The organism is Amycolatopsis minnesotensis (assembly GCF_039529815.1).
Taxonomy (GTDB): Bacteria; Actinomycetota; Actinomycetes; order Mycobacteriales; family Pseudonocardiaceae; genus Amycolatopsis; species Amycolatopsis minnesotensis.
Genome location: NZ_BAAANN010000020.1, coordinates 144,664 through 169,443 on the forward strand (window position 1 = coordinate 144,664; position 24,780 = coordinate 169,443).

Annotated in this window: 27 protein-coding genes; 8 read left to right on the top strand and 19 right to left on the bottom strand. The window is 69.9% G+C overall.

Annotation, left to right across the window (positions count from 1 at the left end; all coding sequences use genetic code 11):
* The 8 genes from ABD256_RS24875 to ABD256_RS24910 form a co-directional block, all read right to left on the bottom strand.
* The gene (locus tag ABD256_RS24875) at positions 1–843 is read right to left on the bottom strand and encodes a carbohydrate ABC transporter permease (RefSeq protein ID WP_344423462.1); all 843 of its coding nucleotides are present in this window, start codon (positions 841–843) and stop codon (positions 1–3) included.
* The gene (locus tag ABD256_RS24880) at positions 843–1,772 is read right to left on the bottom strand and encodes a carbohydrate ABC transporter permease (protein WP_344423575.1); all 930 of its coding nucleotides are present in this window, start codon (positions 1,770–1,772) and stop codon (positions 843–845) included. The genes ABD256_RS24875 and ABD256_RS24880 overlap by 1 nt, the downstream gene beginning before the upstream one ends.
* 44 nt (positions 1,773–1,816) lie before the next feature.
* Positions 1,817–3,133 carry an ABC transporter substrate-binding protein gene (locus ABD256_RS24885; RefSeq protein ID WP_344423465.1) on the bottom strand — a complete coding sequence of 439 codons (1,317 nt, stop codon included), beginning with the start codon at positions 3,131–3,133 and terminating at the stop codon, positions 1,817–1,819.
* Positions 3,134–3,406: 273 nt separating this feature from the next.
* A complete protein-coding gene (locus tag ABD256_RS24890; protein ID WP_344423468.1) occupies positions 3,407–3,946 on the bottom strand; it encodes a YflT domain-containing protein in 540 nt (179 codons plus the stop codon).
* Positions 3,947–4,099: 153 nt separating this feature from the next.
* The gene (locus tag ABD256_RS24895) at positions 4,100–4,669 is read right to left on the bottom strand and encodes an OmpA family protein (protein ID WP_344423471.1); all 570 of its coding nucleotides are present in this window, start codon (positions 4,667–4,669) and stop codon (positions 4,100–4,102) included.
* A gap of 288 nt (positions 4,670–4,957) precedes the next feature.
* Positions 4,958–6,154 carry an acyl-CoA dehydrogenase family protein gene (locus tag ABD256_RS24900; RefSeq protein WP_344423474.1) on the bottom strand — a complete coding sequence of 399 codons (1,197 nt, stop codon included), beginning with the start codon at positions 6,152–6,154 and terminating at the stop codon, positions 4,958–4,960.
* Positions 6,155–6,216: 62 nt separating this feature from the next.
* A complete protein-coding gene (locus tag ABD256_RS24905) occupies positions 6,217–7,110 on the bottom strand; it encodes a hypothetical protein (protein WP_344423477.1) in 894 nt (297 codons plus the stop codon).
* A complete protein-coding gene (locus ABD256_RS24910; protein ID WP_344423480.1) occupies positions 7,103–7,990 on the bottom strand; it encodes a slipin family protein in 888 nt (295 codons plus the stop codon). Before ABD256_RS24910 ends, ABD256_RS24905 begins: the two co-directional genes overlap by 8 nt.
* A gap of 472 nt (positions 7,991–8,462) precedes the next feature.
* Between ABD256_RS24910 and ABD256_RS24915 the strand changes: the two genes are divergently transcribed.
* Genes ABD256_RS24915 through ABD256_RS24935 form a run of 5 tightly spaced genes read left to right on the top strand, consistent with a single transcriptional unit; the run spans position 8,463 to position 12,583 of the window.
* A complete protein-coding gene (locus tag ABD256_RS24915) occupies positions 8,463–9,350 on the top strand; it encodes an aminoglycoside phosphotransferase family protein (RefSeq protein WP_344423482.1) in 888 nt (295 codons plus the stop codon).
* 10 nt (positions 9,351–9,360) lie between these two features.
* On the top strand, positions 9,361–9,537 hold the full coding sequence (locus ABD256_RS24920; protein WP_344423485.1) for a hypothetical protein: 177 nt from the start codon (positions 9,361–9,363) through the stop codon (positions 9,535–9,537).
* Between the two features lie 46 nt (positions 9,538–9,583).
* Entirely contained in the window at positions 9,584–10,879 is a 1,296-nt protein-coding gene (locus ABD256_RS24925) for a magnesium transporter MgtE N-terminal domain-containing protein (protein WP_344423488.1), read from the top strand.
* Positions 10,872–11,396, top strand: a complete 525-nt coding sequence (locus ABD256_RS24930) for a DUF1003 domain-containing protein (RefSeq protein ID WP_344423490.1) — start codon at positions 10,872–10,874, stop codon at positions 11,394–11,396. The genes ABD256_RS24925 and ABD256_RS24930 overlap by 8 nt, the downstream gene beginning before the upstream one ends.
* A gap of 41 nt (positions 11,397–11,437) precedes the next feature.
* Positions 11,438–12,583 (top strand): Mrp/NBP35 family ATP-binding protein, encoded by a 1,146-nt coding sequence (locus ABD256_RS24935; protein ID WP_344423492.1) that lies wholly within the window; start codon positions 11,438–11,440, stop codon positions 12,581–12,583.
* A 201-nt stretch (positions 12,584–12,784) separates the two neighbouring features.
* On the opposite strand, the gene tatB is transcribed toward ABD256_RS24935, so the two are convergent.
* The 4 genes from tatB to sigE form a co-directional block, all read right to left on the bottom strand.
* Entirely contained in the window at positions 12,785–13,186 is a 402-nt protein-coding gene (gene tatB / locus ABD256_RS24940; RefSeq protein ID WP_344423495.1) for a Sec-independent protein translocase protein TatB, read from the bottom strand.
* A 55-nt stretch (positions 13,187–13,241) separates the two neighbouring features.
* Positions 13,242–14,765: a S1C family serine protease gene (locus tag ABD256_RS24945; protein WP_344423498.1), complete on the bottom strand. Its 1,524-nt coding sequence runs from the start codon at positions 14,763–14,765 to the stop codon at positions 13,242–13,244.
* Positions 14,766–14,857: 92 nt separating this feature from the next.
* Positions 14,858–15,538, bottom strand: a complete 681-nt coding sequence (locus tag ABD256_RS24950; RefSeq protein WP_344423501.1) for an anti-sigma factor family protein — start codon at positions 15,536–15,538, stop codon at positions 14,858–14,860.
* A gap of 76 nt (positions 15,539–15,614) precedes the next feature.
* Entirely contained in the window at positions 15,615–16,229 is a 615-nt protein-coding gene (sigE, locus tag ABD256_RS24955; protein ID WP_344423504.1) for an RNA polymerase sigma factor SigE, read from the bottom strand.
* A 198-nt stretch (positions 16,230–16,427) separates the two neighbouring features.
* Here sigE and ABD256_RS24960 point away from each other — a divergent pair, with 198 nt between their 5' ends.
* The gene (locus tag ABD256_RS24960) at positions 16,428–17,084 is read left to right on the top strand and encodes an O-methyltransferase (protein WP_344423507.1); all 657 of its coding nucleotides are present in this window, start codon (positions 16,428–16,430) and stop codon (positions 17,082–17,084) included.
* Here the strand turns inward: ABD256_RS24960 and ABD256_RS24965 are convergent.
* Positions 17,040–18,260 carry an MFS transporter gene (locus ABD256_RS24965; protein WP_344423511.1) on the bottom strand — a complete coding sequence of 407 codons (1,221 nt, stop codon included), beginning with the start codon at positions 18,258–18,260 and terminating at the stop codon, positions 17,040–17,042. The genes ABD256_RS24960 and ABD256_RS24965 overlap by 45 nt on opposite strands.
* A 62-nt stretch (positions 18,261–18,322) precedes the next feature.
* On the opposite strand from ABD256_RS24965, the gene ABD256_RS24970 reads away from it, so the two are divergent.
* Positions 18,323–19,294, top strand: a complete 972-nt coding sequence (locus ABD256_RS24970) for a LysR family transcriptional regulator (protein ID WP_344423514.1) — start codon at positions 18,323–18,325, stop codon at positions 19,292–19,294.
* Here the strand turns inward: ABD256_RS24970 and ABD256_RS24975 are convergent.
* Both ABD256_RS24975 and ABD256_RS24980 read right to left on the bottom strand, forming a co-directional pair.
* Positions 19,219–20,652 (bottom strand): leucyl aminopeptidase family protein, encoded by a 1,434-nt coding sequence (locus ABD256_RS24975; protein WP_344423516.1) that lies wholly within the window; start codon positions 20,650–20,652, stop codon positions 19,219–19,221. The two genes, ABD256_RS24970 and ABD256_RS24975, sit on opposite strands and share 76 nt — an antisense overlap.
* A 112-nt stretch (positions 20,653–20,764) precedes the next feature.
* Positions 20,765–20,932: a DUF3117 domain-containing protein gene (locus tag ABD256_RS24980; RefSeq protein ID WP_091294302.1), complete on the bottom strand. Its 168-nt coding sequence runs from the start codon at positions 20,930–20,932 to the stop codon at positions 20,765–20,767.
* A gap of 232 nt (positions 20,933–21,164) precedes the next feature.
* Between ABD256_RS24980 and ABD256_RS24985 the strand changes: the two genes are divergently transcribed.
* Positions 21,165–21,959 carry an enoyl-CoA hydratase-related protein gene (locus tag ABD256_RS24985; protein WP_344423528.1) on the top strand — a complete coding sequence of 265 codons (795 nt, stop codon included), beginning with the start codon at positions 21,165–21,167 and terminating at the stop codon, positions 21,957–21,959.
* 624 nt (positions 21,960–22,583) lie between these two features.
* Here the strand turns inward: ABD256_RS24985 and ABD256_RS24990 are convergent.
* Genes ABD256_RS24990 through ABD256_RS25005 form a run of 4 tightly spaced genes read right to left on the bottom strand, consistent with a single transcriptional unit; the run spans position 22,584 to position 24,575 of the window.
* Positions 22,584–23,147, bottom strand: coding sequence for a DNA-3-methyladenine glycosylase I (locus ABD256_RS24990; RefSeq protein WP_344423531.1), 564 nt, complete (start codon positions 23,145–23,147; stop codon positions 22,584–22,586).
* On the bottom strand, positions 23,144–23,596 hold the full coding sequence (locus ABD256_RS24995; RefSeq protein WP_344423534.1) for an SRPBCC family protein: 453 nt from the start codon (positions 23,594–23,596) through the stop codon (positions 23,144–23,146). Before ABD256_RS24995 ends, ABD256_RS24990 begins: the two co-directional genes overlap by 4 nt.
* Complete coding sequence (locus tag ABD256_RS25000) at positions 23,593–23,895, bottom strand: DivIVA domain-containing protein (RefSeq protein WP_344423536.1); 303 nt, start codon at positions 23,893–23,895, stop codon at positions 23,593–23,595. Before ABD256_RS25000 ends, ABD256_RS24995 begins: the two co-directional genes overlap by 4 nt.
* The gene (locus ABD256_RS25005; RefSeq protein ID WP_344423539.1) at positions 23,892–24,575 is read right to left on the bottom strand and encodes a permease prefix domain 1-containing protein; all 684 of its coding nucleotides are present in this window, start codon (positions 24,573–24,575) and stop codon (positions 23,892–23,894) included. Before ABD256_RS25005 ends, ABD256_RS25000 begins: the two co-directional genes overlap by 4 nt.
* Between the last annotated feature and the right edge of the window lie 205 nt (positions 24,576–24,780).

Below are 24,780 nucleotides of genomic sequence, written 5' to 3' on the forward strand. Positions count from 1 at the left end.
TCAGCCCTTCACCGCACCGGAGGTCAGCCCCGCGACGATGCGGCGCTGGAAGAACAACACGAACAGGATGATCGGGATCGTGATCACCACGGCGGCCGCGGAGATCGTGCCCGTCGGGTCCTCGAACTGCGAGGACCCGGTGAAGAACGACAGCGCCGCGGGCACCGTCCTCGACGCGCTCGTCGAGGTCAGCGAGATCGCGAACAGGAAGTCGTTCCAGCAGAGGATGAACACCAGGATCGCCGTGGTGAACACGCCAGGCGCGGCCAGCGGCGCGATCACCTTGCGGAACGCCTGCGCCGGCGTGGCGCCGTCCATCTTGGCCGCCTTTTCCAGCTCCCACGGGATTTCCCGGAAGAACGCGGACAACGTGTAGATCGCCAGCGGCAGCGCGAACGTGATGTACGGCAGGATCAGGCCGGGCCAGGTGTCGAACAACCCGAGCGTGCGCTCGATGTTGAACAACGGCGTGACCAGCGAGACCTGCGGGAACATCGCGATCAGCAGCGACAGCCCGACCAGCACCTGCTTGCCGGGGAAGTCGAGCCGCGCGATCGCGTACGCCGCCATCGTGCCGAGCACCACCGCGATCACGGTGGCGATCAGCGCGATGCTGATCGAGTTCACCAGCGCGCGGATGAACTCGTCGGTGGCGAAGATGTCGAGGTAGTTCTGGAAGGTCCACGACTGCGGGATGAAACTCCCGTCCTTCAGCGTTTCCTTCGTCTTGAACGACAGCGACACGATCCACAGCACCGGGACGAGCGCGTACACCACCACGAGGATGTCGGTCAGCGTCCACTTGACCTTGCGACCGGTCGTGATCGCTCCACCCATCACCATCAGCGCTTACCCCCCTCGTCGCTGCCGGGCGCGGCCGTCCCGAACAGCTTGATGAAGACGAAGGCGATGATCGCGACCGTGAGGAAGATCAGCACCGCCATCGTCGACCCGATCCCGAGGTTCAACCCCTTGACCAGGTTGTTGTAGGTCTGCATCGACACCGACGACGTATCTTGGGCTCCCTTCGTGAGCACGAAGATGTTGTCGAAGATGCGGAACGCGTCGAGGGTGCGGAACAGCAGCGCGACCAGGATCGCCGGTTTCATCACCGGCACCATCACCTTGGTGAACCGCTGCCACGCGTTCGCCCCGTCCATCGACGCCGCCTTCAGCAGATCGTCCGGTACCAGCGCGAGGCCCGCCATCAGCAGCAGCGCCATGAACGGAGTGGTCTTCCACACCTCGGCGATGACGATCAGCAGCAGCGACGGGAGCTTTTCGGTCAGCAGAGCCGAATCGGGGGCCAGCAGGTTCGCGAGGTACCCGGTTTTCGGCGTCCACGCGTAGTACCACGAGAACGCGGCGACCACGGTGACGATGCCGTAGGGGATCAGCGCGACCGTGCGCACCAGCCCCCTGGCGACGATGGTGCGGTGCATGATCAGTGCGAGCGCCATGCCGAGCACGAACTCGATGGCCACCGACACCACGGTCAGCCCCATCGTGGTGCCGAACGCGGTCCACCAGTAGCCGTTGGACAGCACCGCGGCGTAGTTGTCGAAGCCGACGAACTCCTGCTGCGCCGGGAAGCGCAGGTCGTAGCGCTGCAACGACAGCCACACCGAGTAGATGATCGGCCAGCCGGTGACCGCGAGCATCACGATCGCGGCGGGCGCGCAGAGCAGCAGCCCGAGCTTGCGTTCGGCCTTCTTCCCTTCGCTGAGCGCGGGTTTCGCCTTGCGGTGGCCACCGCCGCGCTGCTGGAGCATCGTCGAGCCCACGACCGTTTCGGCCGGTGAGGGTCCCTGCTGGGTCACGGGATCACCCCCTTCGACTCGAGTGCGTCGTTCAGTTCCTTGCGCAGCCGGTCCGCGGTCTTCCGCGGGTCGATTTCGGCGGGCGGCGAGAGCACCTTCGACATCACCGTCGACATGCTCTGGTACGCGGGTGTGAGCGGGCGCAGCGACGCGGTCTTCAGAGCGTCCACAATGGTCGCCCGCATCGGGTACGTGCTGCCCATGCTCGGGTTGTCACTGCCCTCGGGCTTGCTGGGGTCGAGCGGCGTGTCGTCGCCGTAGATCGACTCCAGCGTCGGCGGCACGCCGTCCTTGAGCGCGGAGAACTTCTGGTTTTCCGGGCTGCGCAAGCACAACGCGGCCTCGAACGCCTCCGGCTTGTGCTGCGAGTACGTGCTCACCGCGAAGTCGATGCCGCCGATCGTGGTCTTCGCCGTGTCGCCGGGGTTCACCTCCGGGTACTTCGCCCACTTGAAGTGCGGCAGATCCGCCTTCTTCTCCTTGGCGAAGGAGGGGTAGACGAACGGCCAGTTCAGCTCGAAGGCCGCGTTGCCCTGCTGGAACGCCTGGCGCGTCTCGTCCTCCTGGAACGTGGTGAGCGACGGGTCGGTGATCCCCGACGCGGTCACGTTCTTCAGGATCTCCAGCGCCTTCACCGCACCCTCGTCCAGCACGACGGATTTGCCGTCCTCGGACAGGATGTGCCCGCCCGCCGACTGCACGAGCGTGTTGTAGACGACCACCAGTCCCTCGTATTGGGCACCGGTGAACACGATCTGGTACGGCTTGCCCTGCGCCTTCAGCTGTTTCGACTGGGCGATCATCTCGTCCCAGGTGGCAGGCGGTTTCGGGGTGACCCTGTCGTCGTACCAGAGCAGCTGCACGTTGGTGTTCTTCGGCGCCCCGTACAGCTTGCCGTTCCACTCCGCCGTCTTCAGCGGCGCGGGCAGCACCCCGGCGGACGCGGTCTCCTTGTGCTGGCCCGTCCACTCCTCGGCCCAGCCCGCCTCGGCGAACTCCGGCACCCAGGTGACGTCGAGCCCGAGCACGTCGAGCGACTGGTCACCGGCCGCGAGCCGGCGAGCCATCTGCAGGCGCTGGTCGTCCGAGCCGCGCGGCAGCTTGTTGTAGACGATCTCGTAGCGCCCGTTCGCCTGCTTGTTGCAGTTGTCCACCACGGACTGGAAGTTGTCTTCCGGCGCCTGGTAGACGTTGATCTTGAGGCCACCGGAACTCCCGCATGCGGCGAGCGTCCCGGCGGCGAGCACCCCAGTGCAGAACACGGCGACGGCCCTCGCGGGCGGCCGCCCTCGCCGCGTGATCCCTTTCCCCATCAAGGTCTCCCTTCCCTGCGCGCACGCCCCAGCACGGACTGGAGAGGAACGCGGTGCGGCGGGAAGGACCGCGACCTGCACCCCGACGTGCATGACGCCGGGCGAACCGCACGCAACAGCACGCGGCGCCCGACCGGTGCACTGCAACTTATGCCCGGGGATCACGGCCCGCAAGCAGGAACCGTAACGATTCAGGAAAAGGTATGACCGGATAGTGGCGCAGAAAAATCCGCCAGGGTAACGGGTCCGAACCCCTACCCGTTCGGGTAGGGGTCAGCTCGTCGAGCCGGACGGCCGCATCGCGAGTTTCGCCAGCAGATCGCGGCCCTGTTCGGCACTGCGCGGCTGGCACAGCACGTCGTAGCGGCCTGCCACCAGCTGGCTCGACGACGAGAAGTCGCGGCGCCCCTTCGTGGACGCGTAACTCGCGGCGCCGAACACGAGCGCGAACAGCATGCCCGCGAGCACGCCGACCAGGATCGGCGCGAAGTTGATGCCGCCGCCGCTGCCGGGGTTGAACATGCTCAGCAGCACGCCGATGAGCAGGCCGAACCAGGCACCGGACACCGCGGCGGTGCCGAGCACCTTGCCCCAGGAGAGCCTGCCGATGACGCGCTCCACCAGCATCAGGTCGACGCCGACGATGGTCACGTCCTGCACCGCGAAATCGCTGTCCGCGAGGTGCTCCACCGCGCGCTGCGCTTCGGTGTAGTGGTCGTAGGAGCCGATCGGCCATCCCGTCGGAGGCGTCGGAACGCGGGGGACGCCGGCGTTCGGGCGCCCGCCGGAGGAGAACGGACCGGTCACGATCATCACCTGCGCTGTCGGAAGAAGAGAAGGGGCGTATCACCCATCCTGCCAACCTGCGGCAGGTCATGCGAACCCGACCGGGCAAGACTCCCCCGTACGGCGGCGAGGGCCGCCCCGTTGCGGGGCGGCCCTCGCCGTTTTCTCACCGGTACCCGGTCAGGATGCCTTGATCTTCACCGAGGTCGCGGCCTTTTCGTCGCCCGCGACGCCCTCGTTGCCGGTGCCCTTCGCCGTCACGCGGTCGGCGGGCACCCCGTTCGCCGTCATCTCCTTGACCACGGCGTCGGCGCGCTGCTGCGAAACTTCCGTCGCCTTCGCCGCGTCGTCGTAGCCCGCCGACGCGGTGACTTCGAGCTTGGTCCCCGCCGCGCCCGCGGCGGCTTCGGCCGCCTTCTTGACGGTCTCCTTGCTCTGCTCGGTCAGTTCGGTCTTCTCGCGCTCGAAGCTGATCGGAGTCGCCTTCATCAGCTCGTCCAGCTTCGTCTGCAGCGCCTGCGCGGCCTGCGAACCGTTCTGCGCGCCGTTCGGGTCGTTCTGCCCGTTCTGGCCGTTCTGATCGCCCTGGCCGTTCGGCGCCGGTGCCGGTGCCGAACTGCTGCCGTTCCCGTTCCCGCTGCCGGACTGGTTGTTGTCGTCACCGCAACCGGCGAGCCCGGCAAGGGCCAGCGCTGCGGCGGCGATACCGGCGATACCTTTCGCGCGAGTGACGGTGATACGTCGAACCACGGGGTCCTCCTGCCCTGGAAAATGAATCGCAACCGGGGCGAGAACCTAACGCGGTCCACACCGCGCGGAAACTCGGAAATGCGCGGGTGAAAGTGTGGTGGAGGGCCAGAAGATCACCCGGGGTGAGTTTTCACGCGAACCATCGACGATCTTGGTTGCCCGCTTTCGAGCCCTGATCGTGAAAGCTGCTACCCACAGTGGACAGTCGTCTCGCGTTACACCCCCGTACGGGGGAAAATGCCTGGTCATCAACGCCTGGGTGAGGCAGGACCCGCCACCGTGCGCGAATCAGCTCCTGCTCTTATAGTCCCGCAGCAGCCCGCGGCTGATGATCGTCTTCTGGATTTCGCTGGTGCCTTCGCCGATCAGCAGGAACGGCGCCTCGCGCATCAGGCGCTCGATCTCGTACTCCTTCGAGTACCCGTAGCCGCCGTGAATGCGGAACGCCTCCTGGGTCACCTCGGCGCAGTATTCGCTCGCGATCAGCTTGGCCATCCCGGCCTCGACGTCGTTGCGCGCGCCCGAGTCCTTCAACCGCGCGGCGTTCACCATCATCAGGTGCGCCGCCTCCACCTTGGTGGCCATCTCGGCCAGCTTGAAGGCGATCGCCTGGTGTTCGGCGATCGGCTTGCCGAAGGTCTTGCGCTGCTGCGCGTAGTCCACGGCGAGTTCGAACGCCCTGATCGCGATCCCGCAGGCGCGCGCGGCAACGTTGACACGGCCGACCTCGACACCGTCCATCATGTACGAGAAGCCCTTGCCCGGCGCCTCGCCGAGCACCTTGTCGGCGCCGATCTCGAAACCGTCGAACACCGCTTCCGTGGTGTCGACGCCCTTGTAGCCCATTTTCTCGATCTTGCCGGGAATCGTGAGCCCGGGAGCCACTTCCCCGAAGCCTTCCGGCTTTTCCACCAAGAACGTGGTGAGGTTCTGGTGCGCTTTCTCGGCACCTTCGTCGGTGCGCACCAGCAAGGCGATCAGGTTCGAGCTGCCGCCGTTGGTCAGCCACATCTTCGAACCGTCGATGACGTAGCGGTCGCCGTCCTTCTTCGCCTTCGTCTTGATCGCGGCGACGTCGGAGCCGAGATCCGGTTCCGACATGGAAAACGACCCGCGCACCTCCCCGGTGGCCATCCTCGGCAGAAAGTGCTTCTTCTGCGCTTCGGTGCCGTGCCGGGAAATCATGTGCGCCACGATGAAATGCGTGTTGATCACGCCGGAGACGCTCATCCAGCCGCGCGCGATCTCCTCGACCACCAGCGCGTAGGTCAGCAGCGACTCGCCGAGCCCGCCGTACTCCTCGGGAATAGTGATCCCGAACAGGCCCATCTCCTTCATGCCCTCGACGATGTCCGCCGGGTAGGTGTCGGCGTGCTCCAGCTCCTGCGCGTGCGGGATCACCTCCTTGTCCACGAACGTGCGGACGGTGGACAGGATCTCCGACTGCACATCGGTGAGACCGGCGGTCTGGGCAAGGCGGGCCATACTTGCTCCTGGGCTGGACGACGAGGTTACCGACGAGTATGACCCTGCCGGGCGAGTCTTGCCTATGAGCGGTCTCTCACGAAGCTGTCGAGTACGGCCTCGAACTCGGCGGGTACCGCGAGCTGCGGCGTCTCCCCTGGCGCTCCCTCGGTGAGCTTCGTGAACTGACCCTCGCGCCACCAGAACACGTGCGGGCTGATCGGCCCGGTCCCGGTGCGGTACTCGGCCGCCGCGATCTTCGCCATCGCCTCCAGCGACCTGCCCGCCCGCTCGTCCCTCGGCACCGAGTACAGCACCTGGTGCCGGAACGGCACCGCCACCAGCACGCCGTTCGCCGACGGCGCCTCACCCGTCACCTTCAGCACCAGCTCCGGCAGTACCAGCGCCGAGGAGGCGAAGTGCATCGACTCGCTGCACAGCAGGTGGACGCCTTCGAAGTCCCGCCGCTCCCCCGGGACTTCGCGCCTGGCGTTCGCCAGCGCGGCTTGGCGGAGGCGGCGTTCGCCGTGGCGCGCGACCTCGTCACCGCAGAACGTCTTCACGCTGTCCGGGCAGTCCAGCACGAACACCTCGAGCACGTCGGGCAGCGCCTCGCGGGCGTAGTCCCAGCCGCCCGTGCCGGGCAGCGCCGTCCGGTCGTACAGCCCGAAGTACGTGCGCGGCACCAGGTCCTCGGTCGGCGCGCGGAAGTCGTCGGGACCGGCCATCGCGCTCAGCATCCTGACGACGTGCGCGTCCACGAGCGTGCCCCAGCGCGGCTCCGGGATGGCCCTCGCGGTCAGGACCCGCGCGATCCCGCCGAGCCCGAACTTCGCGCCGTCGGCGTCCTCCACGTGCCCGGGGAAGACCGTGACCCGGCGCCCCTGCCTGGCGAGCGCCTCGCGCACGAGCGCCCGCACCCGGCCGGCTTGGCGCACGGTGAGCATCGGCAACGCCGCGTCACGACGTTCACCCAACCCGGCCATCCTCGACAACCCCGTTCCTCTCCGATGTTTCGGCGTCCGCCGGCGGGTCCGCCGGCGGACTGTGCCGGATATCGTCACTCACCCGTTCGGGCTGGGCAACGGAATAGCCTGCTTCCCCCGCGCGGGTGTGGTGGTCGAGGAAGCGCAGCAGCTCCACCGGGAACGGCAGCACGAGTGTCGAATTCTTTTCCGAAGCCACCTGCACGACCGTCTCCAGCAGGCGCAGTTGCAGCGCGGCCGGGGTGTCGGCCATCGTGGCGGCCGCCTGCGCCAGCTTGTGCGAAGCCTGCAGCTCGCCGTCCGCCGAAATGACCCTGGCCCGGCGCTCGCGTTCGGCCTCCGCCTGCCGCGACATGGACCGCTTCATCGTCTCCGGCAGCGCCACGTCCTTGATCTCCACCCGGTCGATCTGGACGCCCCAGCCCAGCGCGGGGCTGTCGATCATCAGCTCGAGGCCCTCGTTGAGCCGTTCGCGGTTCGAGAGCAAATCGTCGAGATCGCTCTTCCCGATGATCGAGCGCAAACTCGTCTGCGCGACCTGGCCGACCGCGAACCGGTAGTCTTGCACGTTCACCGCGGCGGTCACCGGGTCGACCACCCTGAAGTACACCACCGCGTCCACGCGCACCGTCACGTTGTCCCTGGTGATGCCGTCCTGTGCGGGCACGGGCAGCGTGATCACCTGCATGTTCACCCGTTGCAGCCGGTCGGCGAACGGCACGAGCGCGACCAGGCCCGCCTCCCGCACCTTCGGCCGCACCCTGCCGAACCGGAACACCAGCCCGCGTTCGAACTGCCGGACCACGCGCATGCTCGACGCGAGGCCGACGGCCCCGGCGGCGAGCACTCCGGAAATGATTTCGAGCACCATGACGGCTCCCGATCTCGCAGGCCCCCTGCCTGTTCGATGCTACGCCCGGCCTTGGCAGAAGGATGCCCTCAATCGAGGTCGAGGGCGAGTTCCCGCATGCCCTGAAGGTGCCTCTCGGGGCATGCGGTTCCCCGAAGATCACCTTCGGGGAATCTGACGCCGCATTCCCACCCCTCACGACGCGCGGCACGGCAACGCTGATGCCCCGAAGACGCCCTTCACGGCACCACATTCCCTCAAGGGCCCCTTCACGGCAATGCGCGCGAGAGCACAGCGGAGACGCGAGAGCACAGCGGAAGCGCTGGAACGGAAAAGGCCCGCGAGGATCACACTCGCACGAACTCACGCTGTCCCAGCGGATCCTGCCCTGCCCCGAAGGCGCCCTTCACGGCATCCGATTCCCCGAAGGGCACCTTCGGGGCATGTGCGGCGGACCCGGAGCCATGGCGTTCGCGCCTGGCAGAGTGGGGGTGTGCCGACTCCGCCGATCCCCGCCGCTTTCATCGAGGAAATCACCGAACGCGAAGGGGACGAGGGCCGCGCCTGGCTCGCTCAGCTTCCCGCCGCCGTCGAGCACTGCTTCGAGCAGTGGAAGCTCCGCCCCGACGGCGAGCCGATGCACGGTTACACGGCCGTGGTCTACCCCACCGTGGGCGTCGACGGCACCCCGTCGGCGCTCAAACTCCCCTGGCAGGACGACGAAACCCGCGACGAGCGGCTCGCACTGTCCACATGGGACGGTGCGGGTTCGGTGCTGCTGCTCGATCACGACGAGACCGGCGCGCTGCTGCTCGAACGGCTCGACCAAGCGCGTTCGCTGGACGGGGAGCCGATCGGGTCCGCGGTCGAGATCGCGGGCGGGCTGCTGCGCAGGCTCGCGGTCGCAGCGCCGCCGTTGTCGCGCTCGCTCGCGGCCGAAGCCGAACGGTGGGCGGCCGATCTGCCGGAGCTATGGCGGGAACTGGCCGAACCGCTGCCCCGCCGCATGCTGGACGCGGCGCTCGACGCGTGCCGGAACCTCGGCCCCGAGGCGGGCGCGCTCCTGGTCAACGAAGACTCGCACTACCTGAACGTCCTGGCGGGCACCCGCGAGCCGTGGCTGGTGATCGACCCGAAGCCGCTCACCGGCGACGTCGAATTCGGTGTGATCCCCTTGCTGTGGAACAGGTTCACCGAGTCCACACTGGACGAACGGTTCGCCGGGGTGGTGTCGGCCGCCGGTCTCGACCGCGACCGCGCGCTCGCCTGGACGCTGGTGCGCGCGGTGGAGAACTGGCTCGGCCTCACCGAGGACGAGGACGACGACTTCCCCTACCCCGAGGTCATCCGGATCGCCGAATGGGCGGTATCCCAGGTGTGAACCCGCACACGTGCCGGAGTTCAGGTCCACCTACGGCACGGCGTTCGAGATGGCGGCGAGCAACGGCGGCGGGCCCGCGATCATCGGCCTCCTGACGCTCGCCTGCCTTCTCGCGATGCTGGCCGCCGCGGCGATCCGGGGCGCCGAAAATGGCGTTTCCCTTGGAGAAGGGCTCTCGCGGGTGTGAGATCGGCGACCGAGCGGTGGCGCCCGGCACCCGATAGCCTGGCGCCATGGCCGCCGTGAACAGGGTTTTCGCCGCTCAGCTCGCGGGCCTGCCGGTGTTCGGCCCCGACGGGGAGTCCATCGGCAAGGTGCGCGACCTCGTCGCCGGGCTCCGGCTCGACGCGCAGCCGCCGCGCATCCTCGGCGTCGTCGTCGAGCTGACCACCCGGCGACGTGTTTTCGTGCCCATGCTGCGCGTCACCTCGATCGAACCCAACGCCATCACGATGGCCACCGGCTCGATCAACATGCGCCACTTCCACCAGCGCCCCAACGAAGTGCTCGTGGTCGGGCAGCTGCTGGACGCGCACGCGTTCCTCGCCAACACCGACACGCGGGTCACCGTCATCGACGCCGCGATGGAGCCGACGAGGACGCGCGACTGGGTGCTCGCGAAGCTCGCCATCCGCGAGCGCAGCACGCGGCTCGGGCTCGGCCGCCGCCGCTCGTCGCTGCAGGTGGTGCCGTGGACCGAGGTTTCGGGGCTCGGGCTCACCGACCTGTCCGGGCAGCCGCAGGGAGCGGGGCAGCTCCTGGTGCTGTTCGACACCATGCGCGCGGTCGACGTCGCCGCGACCCTGCGCGACCTCCCGCTCAAGCGCCGCCACGAAGTCGCCGACGCGATGGACGACGAGCGCCTCGCCGACGTCATCGAGGAACTGCCGGAGGACGACCAGAAGGAGCTGCTTTCCTACCTGCCGGAGGAACGCGGCGCCGACGTGCTCGAAGCGATGAACCCCGACGACGCCGCCGACCTGCTCGCCGAGCTGACCCCCGCCGACCAGAGCCGCCTGCTGGAACTGATGGAACCGGAGGAGTCGGCGCCGGTGCGGCGGCTGCTCGCGTACTCGTCGAACACCGCGGGCGGCCTGATGACCCCGGAGCCGGTGGTGCTCGCCCCGGACGCGACGGTCGCCGAAGCACTCGCCAGGATCCGCAACGCCGAGCTGCCCGCGGCGCTCGCCAGCATGGTGTTCGTGTGCAGGCCGCCGACCGAGACACCGACCGGCCGGTACGTCGGCTGCGTCCACTTCCAGCGCCTGCTGCGGGAACCGCCGGCCGAACTCGTCGCGAGCGCCGTCGACACCGATCTCCCCGCGTTGCGGCCGTCCACCCCGCTGAGCGAGGTCACCCGCTACTTCGCCGCGTACAACCTCGCCTGCGGGCCGGTCGTCGACGCGGAGGACCACCTGCTCGGCGCGGTCACCGTCGACGACGTCCTCGACCACCTGCTGCCCGAGGACTGGCGCGAAACCGGCCTGCACGACGTGGCGGGCGAACGAGAGGGCGAGATCCATGCCTGAGCTGCTGCCGCGCCGCCACCTCGACCAGCCCGGCCGCCAGCGCAGGCTCGGGCTCAACCTCGACCCGGACATGTTCGGGCGGTTCACCGAGCGCATCGCGCGGTTCCTCGGCACCGGGAAGTACCTGTTCTGGCAGACCCTGATCGTGATCGTCTGGATCGCGCTGAACCTGGCCGCGGTTTCGCTGCAGTGGGACCCGTACCCGTTCATCCTGCTGAACCTGGCGTTCTCCACCCAGGCCGCCTACGCCGCACCGCTGATCCTGCTCGCCCAGAACCGGCAGGACGACCGCGACCGGGTCTCGCTCGACGAGGACCGCGCCCGCGCGGCGCAGACGAAGGCCGACACCGAATACCTGGCGCGGGAAATCGCGTCGCTGCGGATCGCGGTCGGCGAGGTCGCCACCCGCGACTACCTCCGTGGTGAGCTGGACAAGCTGCGTGAGGACCTCAACGTCAGCGCGAACCGCAGGAAGTCCAAGAGCAGGGCCGACCAGAGCGGCACTACCCATCCGTAACATGGGGGGCGAAGCAGTCCCATCAGCGAAGGCCGGTACCCGTGACCAGCACACAGCAGATCCCCTCGGCAGAAGACGTCCGCACCGCGCTGGCCGGCGTCTACGACCCGGAGATCAAGAAACCGATCACCGACCTCGGCATGGTCAAGGACGTCGTGATCGGCGAAGACGGCGTGGTCACCGTCGGCATCTACCTCACCGTGGCCGGCTGCCCGCTGAAGGGGACGATCACCAAGGACACCACCGAAGCCGTCAGCAAGCTCGACGGCGTGCGCGACGTGCGCGTCGAGCTGGACGTGATGAGCGACGAGCAGCGCACCGAGCTGCGGAAGTCGCTGCGCGGGGACGCGAAGGAGCCGGTGATCCCGTTCGCCCAGCCCGGCTCGCTGACCAGGGTGTACTGCGTCGCCTCCGGCAAGGGCGGGGTCGGCAAGTCGAGCGTCACGGTGAACCTCGCGGTCGCGATGGCGCAGCGCGGGCTCTCCGTCGGCGTGGTCGACGCGGACATCTACGGCCACTCGGTGCCGCGCATGCTCGGCGCGAGCGAGAAGCCGACCAAGGTCGACACCATGATCATGCCGCCGCAGTCGCACGGTGTGAAGGTCATCTCGATCGGCATGTTCACCCCCGGCAACACACCCGTGGTGTGGCGGGGGCCGATGCTGCACCGCGCGCTGCAGCAGTTCCTCGCGGACGTGTTCTGGGGCGATCTCGACGTGCTGCTGCTCGACCTGCCGCCCGGCACCGGCGACATCGCGATCTCGGTGGCGCAGCTCATCCCGAACGCCGAGATCCTGGTCGTGACGACCCCGCAGCAGGCGGCGGCCGAGGTCGCCGAGCGCGCGGGGGCGATCTCGGTGCAGACGCGGCAGCGGCTCGCGGGCGTGATCGAGAACATGTCGTGGCTCGAAACGCCGGACGGCACCCGCATGGAGATCTTCGGCTCCGGCGGCGGGCAGCAGGTCGCCGACTCGCTGTCCAAGACCACCGGCGCGACGGTGCCGCTGCTCGGCCAGGTGCCGCTCGACCCGAAGCTGCGCGAGCAGGGCGACGCGGGCAAGCCGATCGTGCTCACCGAGCCGGACGCGGCCGCGTCGAAGGTGCTCAAGCAGGCCGCCGAGAAGCTCGCCGTACGGGCGCGGGGCCTGTCCGGCATGATGCTGAACGTGACCCCCGCGGGCCGCTGACCGGAACTTTCCTTGCCCTGCCGGGCATTCGCGGCCCCTCGTCCCGCATGGACGCCCCAACAGGGTGCTCTTGTCGAGGTCAAGGTGGGGCCGTCGCGTAGTGCCCCGAAGGGAGCCTTCGGGGCATCCAATGCCGCGAAGGACGCCTTCAGGACACGCAGGACTTTCAGGGCACGCAGGGGAAGGGCCCGGCCAACGGGGTCAGGTGGCGTCCGGGTCGACCGGGGGTTTTTCGCCCGGCTTCAGGGGATCGGCCTGCGGGGTCGACGCCGGGTAGCCGTTCGGCTTGGCGCCGCCGTTCCCGTAGCCGTTTTCCTTGAGCCCGAGCGGATCCGCGTCCCCGTCGAACAGGTGCTGGGTGACCGCGCGCTTCGGGTCGAAGTTCCGCAGCCCGCGCAGGTCTTCCAGCGGTTTGCGCAGATCGTCGAAGTCCGAGCCCATCTCGTCGCGCAGCTGCTGGCGCGCGCCGGTGGCGAACTCGCGGACCTTGCGCATGCTCTTCCCGACCCAGGCCGCCGCTTCCGGCAGCCGCTCCGGGCCGAGGATGAACAGCCCGGCGACGATGAGCACGAGGATCTCGCCCCAGCCAACGCTCTCGAACACCGCGTACCTCCGCCTAGAACCGCCGACACCGTAGCGTCCCGGCAAGAATACCCCGTCAATCGCTGCCCAAGGTGACATCAACGGTGAGCTGACGCCCGTCCCTGACGACCTGCACCGGTACCACCTCGCCGACGGCGTGGCCGCGTACCGCCACGGTCAGTTCGGCGGCGGTGCGGACCATCCGGTCGCCGACCTTGGTGATCACGTCGCCCTCGGCGATCCCGGCCTGCTGCGCGGGGCTGCCCGGCGGCACGTTCTGCACGCGCGCGCCCTCGGAGCTGTTCGCCGACACCGACGCCGCGTTCACCCCGATGTCGGCGTGCTTGACCTGGCCGCTCTTGATCAGCGTCTGGGCGATCTTGACCGCGTCGTCCGACGGGATCGCGAAGCCGATGCCGATGCTGCCGCCCTGCCCGCCAGGACCGGCGTCGGTGCGGATCGAGGTGTTGATGCCGATCAGCGCGCCGGTGGAGTCGACGAGCGCGCCGCCGGAGTTGCCCCGGTTGATCGGCGCGTCGGTCTGGATCGCGTCGTAGGCCATCGGCGGGTCGCCGTTCTCGCCCTGCGCGGTCACCGGGCGGTGCAGCGCGCTGACGATACCGGAGGTGACCGTGTTCTCCAGGCCGAGCGGCGAGCCGACGGCGATCACCGAATCGCCCGGCTGCAGGCTCCCCGACTTGCCGATCTGGAGCACGGTCGGGTTCGCGACGTTGACCTTGATCACCGCGAGATCGGACTTCGGGTCGGTGCCGACGATCTTCGCCTCGAGGCGGGAGCCGTCCAGGAACACCGTGGTGATCTTGGCCTGGCCGTCGGTCGCCGCGAGCGAGACGACGTGGTTGTTCGTGAGGATGTAGCCCTTCGGGTCGATCAGCACGCCCGAGCCGGACACCCCGGACTGGCCGGAGAGGACCTCGATCGAGACGACCGCGGGCGAGACCCGCTTCGCGACGTCCGCCACCGAACCCGGCGCGCGTTCCTTGCCGGCGTCGGACTCGGCGATCGTGGCCGATCCGGTGAGCGAGTTCGCCTGCTCGGTGAGCCACCAGCCGACGAGGCCGCCGACCGCGCCGACGAGCAGCGCGATCACACCGAGCAGGCCCAGCGCGACCGGTTTGACCCGGCGCCCGAACAGCACCTCGGGCAGCGACAGCATCGCGCTCTTCGGCCTGGCCTCCGCCTCTTCGCGCGGCTCCTCGGTGTGCACCGCGGGACTGGCGAGCACCGCCCCCGCGCCGGGATCGCGCCACGGATCACCCGGCGGCGTCCAGAGCGGCTTCTCGGCGCCGCGCCCGTTCCCGTTCGATTCGGTGTAGTCGCTGGGGCGCTGCAGCACGATGCCCTCGGCGCCGGGCGGGCGCGAGAACGCTTCGGCGAGCGATTCCGGCGGCTGCTGCGCCTGCTTCGGGCCCGCACCGTTCTGGGTACCGGGTGCGTACAGCTTGTCGAAGGCGCCGTCCACGCCGCGTGGCCTGCCGAACGTCGCGGCCTCGGCCGGGTCCACCGGCGGGCTCACGACCGGCCGCGGCGCGAGCCTCGGCTCCCCCGGTGCGTGCTTCGGATCGTGCTCGCTCATCATTCCCCGTGCTGCGGCCTCTGCGGTTGCTCGGCGTGACCATACGCCAAGCGTCGTCGGCCCAGTCTGCCGTCACCACGGTGAAGTGCGCGTTGTCAGGGCAGGGGCACCAGGCCGTGCGGCGGGCGCGACGGCGCCGGAGTCGGCGTGACGTCGGCGTTGACCGCGCCGGTGCCGCCGAACTGCGCGCGCAGCACGTTCTGCTGCGGTCCGCCACCGGGGCTCTGCGGGTTCTCCTCCGGGGCACCGCCGGAGGTCGCGACCAGCGCCAGCGCGCTGAGCACCAGCCCGGACACGACGACACCGGCACCCTGTGCGGCGCGGCGGCGGTAGGACGACCCGTCACGCCCGACGGCGCCGCCACCGAGCACGGTGGAGGAGTTGCCGAGCGGGGACGACGAGCCCAGCGGCGCCGACGCGCCGAGCGCGCTCGCCGACCGCAGCCCGGCGACCCGGTCGGGACGCTGGATCGCGACCAGCGTGCCGTCCTCGCTGATCGCGAGGTTGTCCGGCGAGCTGGGCAGTTCGGTGTGCTGGGGAATGGACTTCAGGCTGGCCAGGAACCCCGCCGACATGGTGGGGATCTCCGCGCGCTTGACCTCGGCGCGCGCCTGGCGCTGCGCGGTCACCTCGGCGGCGCACAGCGGGCAGCGCGACACGTGCGAGGACGCCCTGTCCTGCGCTCCCAGGGACAGCTCGCCGTCGACGAAGGCGACGACGGCGTCCGGAAGCAGGTGGGACTCTCCGAGACCCCACCCTCGCGAAGTTTCGTTCATGCGATCGCCTCGCTCCGCGAGACAGCGTTGAATTCCTTCTGGCGCATGGTGTCTTCGATTCGCTCGCAAGCGTCGCTCATACCGGCACCTTCATGGACTCGCCACGGGCGGCACGACGGCGTTCGAGCGAGCCGCGCAGCGCCTGGCGGCCGCGGTGGATGCGGCTGCGGACGGTGCCGAGCTTCACCCCGAGCGTCGCGCCGATCTCCTCGTAGGACAGGCCCTCGACGTCGCACAGCACCACGGCGGCGCGGAACTCCGGTGGCAGCTCGTCGAGCGCGTCCTGGAGATCGGGGTCGAGGTGGGTGTCCGAGTAGACCTGCTCGGGGCTCGGGTCGTCGCCGACGATGCGGTCGGTGTCCTCCGGCAGGCCCTCCATGCGCACCCGCGAGCGGCGGCGCGCCATGTCGAGGAACAGGTTGGTGGTGATGCGGTGCAGCCAGCCTTCGAACGTGCCCGGCTTGTAGGAGGCCAGCGAGCGGAAGACGCGGATGAAGGTCTCCTGCGTGAGGTCCTCGGCGTCGTGGCTGTTACCGGTGAGCCGGTAGGCGAGGCGGTACACGCGGTCCGCGTGCTCGCGGACGACCTCGTCCCACGACGGCGGAGTCCATGCGGCCTCGTCGACCGTCACGGGCTCCACTTCCGCTGTCGACCCTGTGCTCTTCGGCATCGGCGGGCTAGGCACCTCCATCAGGCTGTTCTCCCAACTACTTCACCCAACGCGGCCGTTCCGCCCGGTGTTCCCGTCTGACAGACGTAGTTTCTCCTGCTTCCTTATGGTTGTAGTGAGACAGCGCTGAGAACAGCCTGAGAGAACGCGCGGACCTGGGTGATCCCGGTTACGGGGAGCCTTCGCTGATTTATCGACAACCAGCGCTAACCTCCTCGCGTGAGCTCCGAGACGCAGACCCCGGCCGCGGTGGGCCTCGGTGACGGCGCCGCGTACGTCGAGGGCTATCTCCCGGACGACGAGACACTGGCCGCCGCCCGTGGCCGCGCCGCCGAGTTCGGCTGCGAACCACTGGACCAGGGCTGCGGTGCGACGCTGCGCTTCCTGGCCACCACGCTGCGCGCCCGCGCGGTGGTGGAGATCGGCACCGGCACCGGGGTGAGCGGGCTGTACCTGCTGCGCGGGATGGCCGAGGACGGCGTGCTCACCACGATCGACATCGAGCCCGAGTACCACCGCGCCGCGCGCCGGACCTTCCTCGACGCGGGGTTCGCGCCGGGCCGGATGCGGCTGATCATGGGGCAGGCGCTCGACGTGCTGCCCAGGCTGACCAGTGGCGGGTACGACCTGGTGTTCGTCGATGCCACGCGCGCGGAGTACCCGAGCTACTACGAGCACGCGGTGCACCTGCTCCGGCCGGGCGGCGTGCTGGCGTTCTGCGGCGTGCTCGGCGGCGGGCGCGTCCACGAGCAGGGCCGACGCGACGCCGAGACGCTGGCGTTGCGCGAAGTGGCCAGGGCCATCCGCGAGGACCAGCGCCTGGTGCCCGCGCTACTGCCGGTCGGCGGCGGGCTGCTGGTCGCCGCGCACTACTGAGCGGTTCCCGAGCGCTACCGCGACGGCGGCGAGCGCGAGCCAGCACGCCACGGTCACGATCAGCCACGTCCACCCGGCGCGCGCGAAGACCAGCGCGCCGAGCGTGCCGCCGATGCTGCTGCCGAGGTAGTAGGCGAGCGTGTAGAGCCCGGAGACCTGCCCGCGCGCGCTTTCCGGGGCCTCGGCGGCGGCCCAGCCGTTCGCGGTGGCGTGGGCGGCGAAGAACCCGCCGGTCAGGACCACGAACCCGAGGATGACCAGCGGCAGCGAGTCGGGGATGGTCAGCGCGGCGCCCGCGGCCGTGACGACCAGCGCGACGACGACCGTCCGCACGCGGCCGAACCGGGCGATCAGCCTGCCCGCGGTCGCCGAGGACACCGCGCCCATCGCGTAGGACAGGAACACCAGCGACGCGATCGCGGGCGCGAGGTTCAGCGGCGCCCCGGTGAGCCGGAAGCCCGCGGCGTTGTACAGCGCGACGAACGAGCCCATCGCGAGGAGCGCGACGGCGTACTGGGCGAGCAGGACCGGCCTGCGCACCGCGGCGAGGACACCCCGGAAAACCCCGTGGGAGCGGGTGCTTTCACGCGCGCCGGGCGGGAGCAGGACGACGGTGAGCAGCGAGCACACCGTGCCGATGAGCGCGACGACGAGCAGCGCGCCGTGCCAGCCGAGCCCGCTCGCGGTGAACCCGCTGGCCAGCCGTCCGAGCATGCCGCCGACGGTGTTGCCCGCGATCATCGCGCCGACCGCCGCCGCGACCCCGGCCTTACCGAGCCGTTCGACGAGGTAGGCGGCCGCGACGCCGGGAAGGCCCGCGATGGCCACGCCCTGGACCGCCCGCAGCGCGAGCAACGCCCCGTACGACGGGGCCAGCGGGAGCAGCAGTCCCAGCACGGCCGAGATCAGGACCGACCCGATGATCACCGGGCGGCGGCCGACGACCTCGGAGAGCACCGCGATCGGCAGCACCGCGATCGCGAGCGCGCCGGTGGCCACGCTGACCGCGAGCGACGCGCCGCCGGGATCGAGCCCGAACTGGCCCGCGAGCTGCGGGAGCACCGGTTGCGGCGCGTAGAGGAGGGCGAACGACGAGATGCCGGCCGCCGCGATCGCGATCTTGACACGACGCGTGGTGCCGAGAGCGGCCACGGGACGGGACAGCGCGAGAGTCACTTCGCGAAAGTAAGCTTTGCTAACCAATGCGTCCAATACGTTCGCCTGGCAGTATTCATGCAATGGTGGATGATTCAGTGAACCGCCTGCTCGCGGCGGGTCTGGCGCCTTCGCTCGCGCTGCTGGCGGCGGTGCGTGAAACGGGCAACATCACCCGCGCGGCCGACCTCGTCGGCGTGCCCCAGCCCACAGTCAGCAGGCGAATCGCGGCCATGGGCGAGCTGTTCGGGGCGCCGCTGACCAAGCCGGACGGCCGAGGGGTCCGGCTGACGCGAGCGGGCGCGCTACTGGCGGACGCCGCCACGCGCGCGATGACGACCCTCGACGCGGGCGTCCGGCAGGCCCGCGAAGAGATCTCGCCGTCGACGGGCCTGGTCGTGCTGGGCTTCCTGCACCTGCTGGGCCGATCGCTCGTGCCGGGCCTGCTCAGCGGCTTCCGCGCCGAGCACCCCGGCGTCCGGTTCAGCCTCGTCCAGGGCTCGCGCCAGGACATCCTCGACCGGCTCGCCCGCGGGGAACTGGACCTCGTGCTCGTCGCACCGGTACCGACCGGGGACGGCGTGGACGCGGTCGAGGTCGGCGAGCAGCCGCTCTACCTCACGGTGCCCGAACAGCACCCGCTCGCGAGCCGCCGCGAAGTGCGCGTCGCCGAACTCGCCGACGAGCCGTTCGTGCTGCTCGAACACGGCTACGGGCTCCGCCAGATCATCGACGGGCTCTGCCGCGACGCCGGGTTCACGCCGAAGATCGCGTTCGAAGGACAGGAGTCGGACACCGTCCGCGGGCTCGTCGCCGCGGGGCTCGGCGTCTCGCTGCTGCCCCGGTTCGAGCCGGGCACGCCCGCCGGCGTCGTCGAGATCCCGATCCGGCCGCGGACCACGCGCACGCTCGGGCTCGCCTGGCCGTCATCCGGTGTGCCGACGCCCGCGGTTCGCGCGTTCCGTGACCACGCGATCCGTCACGTGTACGACGCGGCCAGTTCGACCAGGGTGCGGGCGGCGAAACCGGTGCCGCCGGGCACCACGTCCGCGTAGTTCTTCTCCGACCGCGCGGGGCCCGCGATGTCGAGGTGCGCCCAGGCGGCGCCGTCGACGAACTCGCGCAGGAACAGCGCCGCCGCGATGCCACCCGGCCCGCCCGGCGCCTGCCGCACGTCGCCGATCTCACCGCGCACGGAGTCGGCGAGGTCCTCGGTCAGCGGCATGCGCCACCACTGCTCGCCCGCCCGCTCCCCCGCGTCGGCGACGCGGCGCGCCAGTTCGTCGTCGTTGGCGAACAGCCCGCCGGTGCGCAGGCCGAGCGAGACCTTCATGGCGCCGGTCAGGGTGGCCACGTCGACCACCGCGTCCGGGCGGAAGCGCTTGATCCCGTAGGCGAGCGCGTCGGCGAGGACCATGCGGCCCTCGGCGTCGGTGTTGCTGACGTCGGTGGTCTTGCCGCCGTAGTGGCGCACGACGTCGCCCGGCCGGTAGGCGGTGCCGGACACGTGGTTCTCCGCGGCCGGGACCAGCGCGGTGACCTTGACGTCCAGCTTGAGCGCGGCGATCGCGCGGGTGGCCGCGAGCACGGCGGCGCCGCCGGCCATGTCGGTGCGCATCAGGTGCATGCCGTCGGCCGGTTTGATCGAGAGGCCGCCGGTGTCGAAGGTGATGCCCTTGCCGACGAGCAGCAGGTGCCGCTTCGCGCCGCGCGGGCGGTAGGCGAGTTCGATCAGCCGTGGCGGGCTGGCCGAGCCGCCGCCGACGGCGAGCACCCCGCCGAAGCCTTCGTCGCGCAGCCAGCGCTCGTCGCGCACGGTCGCGGTGAGGTTCGCGAGCCCGGCGACCCCGGCGGAGGCGGTGTCCGCGAGCCAGGCCGGGTCCTTGACGTTCGAGGGCGCGTTCGCGAGATCGCGCGCGAAGGCGGCTGCCGCGGCGAGATGACGGACGCGCTCGACGGTGCCCGCGTGGGCGTCCCCCGTCACGAGGCGGATCGTGCGGACGCCGGGCTTGGGCGCGTCGGCGGTGACGGTGAACCGGTAGCCGCCGAGCAGCAGCCCCGCGACGAGGTTCTCGATCTGCTCCGCGGTGACGTCGGCGGCGAGGCCGATTTCGAGTATCCGCGGCGGCTTCTCGTCCCCGTCGACCGCGCGGATCAGGGCGGCGCCCGCGGCGCGGAAGTCCTTCGGCTCACCCGCGCCGACCCCGGCGAGCCAGCGGTCCTTCCCCTCCGGCACCTCGCGCACGTCGCCGGCGCGCTCGGGCGGGCGGACGCCGTCCACCGCGGCCCGGTCGCCGTCGGTGCCGTCCGGTGCGAACACCAGTGCGGCGGACTGCGCGCCGCGCCGGGGGGCGCTGGAGATCTCGATCTCGGGCAACCTGCTGGGGACGGACGGCACCGGGACACGCGCCATGGGAGTTACGACCTCACTTGCCTCGGGGGAACGGGACGGAAACGCGGGTGCTGAACCACAACCCCGGCCTCCGAAGGGAGACCGGGGTGCGAGTGGCGCGGAGGGGGGATGGCTAGCCGGTTACCTCCTGCAACGCGACACCAAGGTCTTTCGCTTCCTCGGCAGACAGCTCGACGACAAGTCGCCCACCACCCTCGAGCGGTACGCGCATCACGAGGCCCCGCCCCTCCTTAGTAACCTCGAGGGGACCATCTCCGGTCCGGGGCTTCATGGCCGCCATAGCGTGCTCCCTCCGTCTTTGCAATAGGCCCTCCCTCACGGGAAGTTTCTACCGCCTAAAACCGGCGCGCCCGGTCACCACATGACTGAGCCAACCGGGTCACGTCCATTGTCCCTCATCAGCGCGGCGGCGCGAACGCGGACCGATCTTTTCACGTCCCATCGATGCTGGTATGCGCCCCGCGGGCCTGCCAGACTCGGCACGAGTCCGAATTTCTCGAGGGAGTGACCCAGTGACCACAGAGGACGTTCTGCTGTCCGCCGACGCCGACGGTGTGCGCACCCTGAAGCTCAACCGCCCGAAGGCGTACAACTCGCTGACCGTCGAGCTGAAGGAGCGCCTGCTGGCGGCGCTGACCGAGGCCGCGGCCGACGACGAGGTCCGCGCGGTGGTGCTGACCGGCGAAGGGAAGGCGTTCTGCGCCGGGCAGGACCTCAAGGAGCACGTCGGTCTGCTCAAGGCGAACGACCCCGCGCCGCTGCGGACCGTCGCCGAGCACTACAACCCGATCGTCCGCGCCATCGTGGACATGCCGAAGCCGGTCATCGCCGCGGTCAACGGCACCGCGGCCGGTGCGGGCGCCGCCTTCGCCTACGCCGCCGACCTGCGCGTCGCGGCGGCTTCGTCGACGTTCCTGATGGCCTTCGCGAATGTCGGCCTCGGGCCGGATTCCGGCGCTTCGTGGACGTTGCAGCGGCTGATCGGGTACGGGCGCGCCGCCGAGCTGATGCTGCTCGGGCGGACGGTGGACGCGGAGGAGGCGCTGCGGATCGGGCTGATCGCCGAGATCGTGCCCGACGACGAGTTGGCCGCGCACGCGCAGCGGCTCGCGGCGAAGTTCGCGGCGGGGCCGACGGTCGCCTACGCGAAGATCAAGGACGTGCTGACGACCGCGGCGGAGAGCACCCTCGACGAGGCGCTGGCCGCGGAAGACGCCGCGCAGGGCGCACTCGGCGCGACGGCGGACCACACCGAAGCCGTGGACGCCTTCGTCGCCAAGCGACGCCCGAACTTCCAGGGGAAGTAGCGCGCCCTTTCCTGAAGGTGGCCTACGGACGCAGGCCCGAAGGCCACAGTGATGATGTGTGCAGTGATGATGTGTGCAGTGATGATGTGTGCGCGTTGATTCTGGTGAGGTGGGTGGCGGATGCGCGGAGCCGCCCGGGGGCTTGGTCCGTGAAGGTCGCCTTGAGGGAATCTGACGCCGCGATCTCGTCCCTCGCGGCGGGCGGCATGGTGGTGCTGATGCCCTGAAGGGGCCCTTCGCGGCGTCAGATTCCCTCATGGGCCCCTTCGGGGCATGCGCCCGGAGCAAAGCGGGTCCGTGGAGGCCGCATCCGTGGCATTCACGCCTATGAAGGCCCTTTTTTTGGGGCGCCAGCGCGGAGATGAGAATGAGACGTGAACGGCGAAGTCCCAGTGCATGCTGTGAAGGGCACCTCGCTTTTGACCTCTACAGGAGCATCCTTCAAGGAATCTGACGCCCCCATCCCGCCCCTCACGGCGCGCGGCACGGTGATGCCGACGCCCTGAAGGACGCCTTCGGGGCACGAGCGCGGACACAAGGCGCGAGCCGCGAAATCCCAGCGCATGCCCTCAAGGACGCCTTCACGGCGTCAGATTCCCCGAAGGTCGCCTTCGGGGAATCCGGTCACCCGGCGCGGAAGCAGCCTTCGACGTGGTCGTCGACCATGCCGGTGGCCTGCATGAGCGCGTAGCACGTGGTCGGGCCGACGAAGGAGAAACCGCGCTTCTTCAACGCCTTCGCCATCGCCTTCGACTCGTCGGTGACGGCGGGGACGTCGGCCATCGTGCGCGGGCGGCTGTCCCGTTCCGGCGCGAACGACCAGAGCAGCTCGTCGAGGGGTTCGTCGAGGTTCGCGATGGCCTTGGCGTTCGCGATCGTGGCGAGGATCTTGGCCCGGTTCCGCACGATCCCGGCGTCCTGGAGCAGCCGCTCGACGTCGGCGTCGGTGAACTTGGCGACCTTCTTCGGCTTGAACCGGGCGAACGCGCGCCGGAACCCCTCCCGCTTGCGCAGGATCACGATCCAGGACAACCCGGACTGGAACGCTTCGAGCGAAAGCCGTTCGTACAGCGCTTCTTCGCCGCGGAGCGGGACGCCCCACTCCTTGTCGTGGTACTCCGCGTAGTCCGGCGCGGAGTTCCCCCACGTGCACCGCGCGACCCCGTCCGCACCGACCAACTCGCTCATGCCCCCACCGAATACCTCTCCGCGAACTTCGCGAACCTGTGCAGCGAATACTTCAGCCCGAGCGTGAACGCGGGCTTCGCCAGCGGCCAGCCGAGCCTGCCGACGAGCCCGAACGGCAGCTCGAGCTGCTCCGACCAGATGAACACCGAACGCTGCGGCCCCTTGTCCTGCACGTGGAAGGCGCCGGTGCCGCGCACGAGCGTGCCGAGGTGGCGCACGGTGCACCGGACGGGCGGCTCCCAGCCGATGATCTCCATGGTGTCGGTGAACCCGACACCGGCGACACCGGTGAACGCGGCCAGCCGCGAACCGACGCTGCGGCCGTTGCCCGCCAGCACTTCGACCTCGGTGCCGAGCATCCACTCGCCCTGGCGGGCCCAGTCGGTCAGCGCGAGCCAGGTGGTCCCGGCCGGCGCGGCGATCTCGACCGAAAGCAGCACGTCGGTCACTGCGCGTTCTCCCGAGCGGCCTCCAGCTCGCGCACCCGCGCGCGCAGCTCGTCGATCTCGGCGCCGAGCCGGTGCATCACCCAGTCCACTTCGGACATCTTGTACCCGCGCAGCACGAGCTGGTAGCGGACGCTCTGCACGTCCTCGCCGGTGATGTCGTCGACCGGGAGTCTCGTCGGGGAGCTGCCGGGCGCCAGCGGAGCCATCTCCTCACCACGGCCGAACACGACCGCGGCGAGCAGGAACACCACGGCCGCGACGAGCAGCATCACAACGAGGTAGATCAGCGCGGTGGTCACCCCACGATCGTGACACAGGACGCCGACAGACGGCGCGCCAGCACGACGAGCCACGCCGTCAGCGCGACCGAAATCGCCACCACCGCCACGCACGGACCGGAAAGCATGAGCCTGGCGGCGTCGATGATCCCGGTCGAGCCGAGCAGCAGCGCCTGGGTGGCCACCAGCACGCTGACGGCCGCGGCGAGGAACACCCGGAGCCAGCGCATCAGCCGGACGGTCCCCGCGCGGCGGCCCGCGAACCGGGTGCCGACCAGCGCGAGCAGCGCGAACCCCGGCAGCACGCCCTGCCACACCGCGTCGTAGACCCAGGCGATCACGACGTACCAGTGCGGGGTCGGCGTGTGCAGCTGCGACCACGAGCCCCACCACACGCCCCTGGCGACCTCCCACATCAGGTGCGTCGCGGACAGCCCGAGGATCATCGTCCACAGCGTGCGGACCGCGCCCGCGACCGCCAGTTCGGCCTGGAACTCGCGCGCGATCACCGGCACGTCGCCGAAATCGGCCACCGCGCGCGACTGCGCCTCCGGCTCGGGGTACCCGGCCTCGGCGTACGCGGCCGCGGCGTCCTCCAACCCGTCCCGCGCCTCGACGAGCAGGTCCCGCTTCGCCCCGCGCGGGCCGTACAGCCGCGCCCCCAGCGAACCCAGGTATCCGTCGATCACCCCGGTGCTCATGACTCCTCCGTTGGAAAGAGCACGTCGTCGGTGCTCATGACTCCTCCGTTGGGAAGAGCACGTCGTCAGTGCTCATGACTCCTCCGTTGAGAAGAGCACGTCGTCGGTGCTCATGACTCCTCCGTTGGAAAGAGCACGTCGTCGGTGCTCATGACTCCTCCGTTGGGAAGAGCACGTCGTCAGTGCTCATGACTCCTCCGTTGGG

Coding starts and splice junctions, on each gene's coding strand:
- ABD256_RS24875 (WP_344423462.1), bottom strand. CDS start 843: ATGGTGATGGGTGGAGCGATCACGACCGGTCGCAAGGTCAAGTGGACG.
- ABD256_RS24880 (WP_344423575.1), bottom strand. CDS start 1,772: ATGCTCCAGCAGCGCGGCGGTGGCCACCGCAAGGCGAAACCCGCGCTC.
- ABD256_RS24885 (WP_344423465.1), bottom strand. CDS start 3,133: ATGGGGAAAGGGATCACGCGGCGAGGGCGGCCGCCCGCGAGGGCCGTC.
- ABD256_RS24890 (WP_344423468.1), bottom strand. CDS start 3,946: ATGATCGTGACCGGTCCGTTCTCCTCCGGCGGGCGCCCGAACGCCGGC.
- ABD256_RS24900 (WP_344423474.1), bottom strand. CDS start 6,154: ATGGCCCGCCTTGCCCAGACCGCCGGTCTCACCGATGTGCAGTCGGAG.
- ABD256_RS24910 (WP_344423480.1), bottom strand. CDS start 7,990: ATGGTGCTCGAAATCATTTCCGGAGTGCTCGCCGCCGGGGCCGTCGGC.
- ABD256_RS24925 (WP_344423488.1), top strand. CDS start 9,584: ATGGCCGCCGTGAACAGGGTTTTCGCCGCTCAGCTCGCGGGCCTGCCG.
- ABD256_RS24930 (WP_344423490.1), top strand. CDS start 10,872: ATGCCTGAGCTGCTGCCGCGCCGCCACCTCGACCAGCCCGGCCGCCAG.
- ABD256_RS24945 (WP_344423498.1), bottom strand. CDS start 14,765: ATGATGAGCGAGCACGATCCGAAGCACGCACCGGGGGAGCCGAGGCTC.
- ABD256_RS24950 (WP_344423501.1), bottom strand. CDS start 15,538: ATGAACGAAACTTCGCGAGGGTGGGGTCTCGGAGAGTCCCACCTGCTT.
- sigE (WP_344423504.1), bottom strand. CDS start 16,229: ATGGAGGTGCCTAGCCCGCCGATGCCGAAGAGCACAGGGTCGACAGCG.
- ABD256_RS24970 (WP_344423514.1), top strand. CDS start 18,323: ATGGTGGATGATTCAGTGAACCGCCTGCTCGCGGCGGGTCTGGCGCCT.
- ABD256_RS24975 (WP_344423516.1), bottom strand. CDS start 20,652: ATGGCGCGTGTCCCGGTGCCGTCCGTCCCCAGCAGGTTGCCCGAGATC.
- ABD256_RS24980 (WP_091294302.1), bottom strand. CDS start 20,932: ATGGCGGCCATGAAGCCCCGGACCGGAGATGGTCCCCTCGAGGTTACT.
- ABD256_RS24990 (WP_344423531.1), bottom strand. CDS start 23,147: ATGAGCGAGTTGGTCGGTGCGGACGGGGTCGCGCGGTGCACGTGGGGG.
- ABD256_RS25005 (WP_344423539.1), bottom strand. CDS start 24,575: ATGAGCACCGGGGTGATCGACGGATACCTGGGTTCGCTGGGGGCGCGG.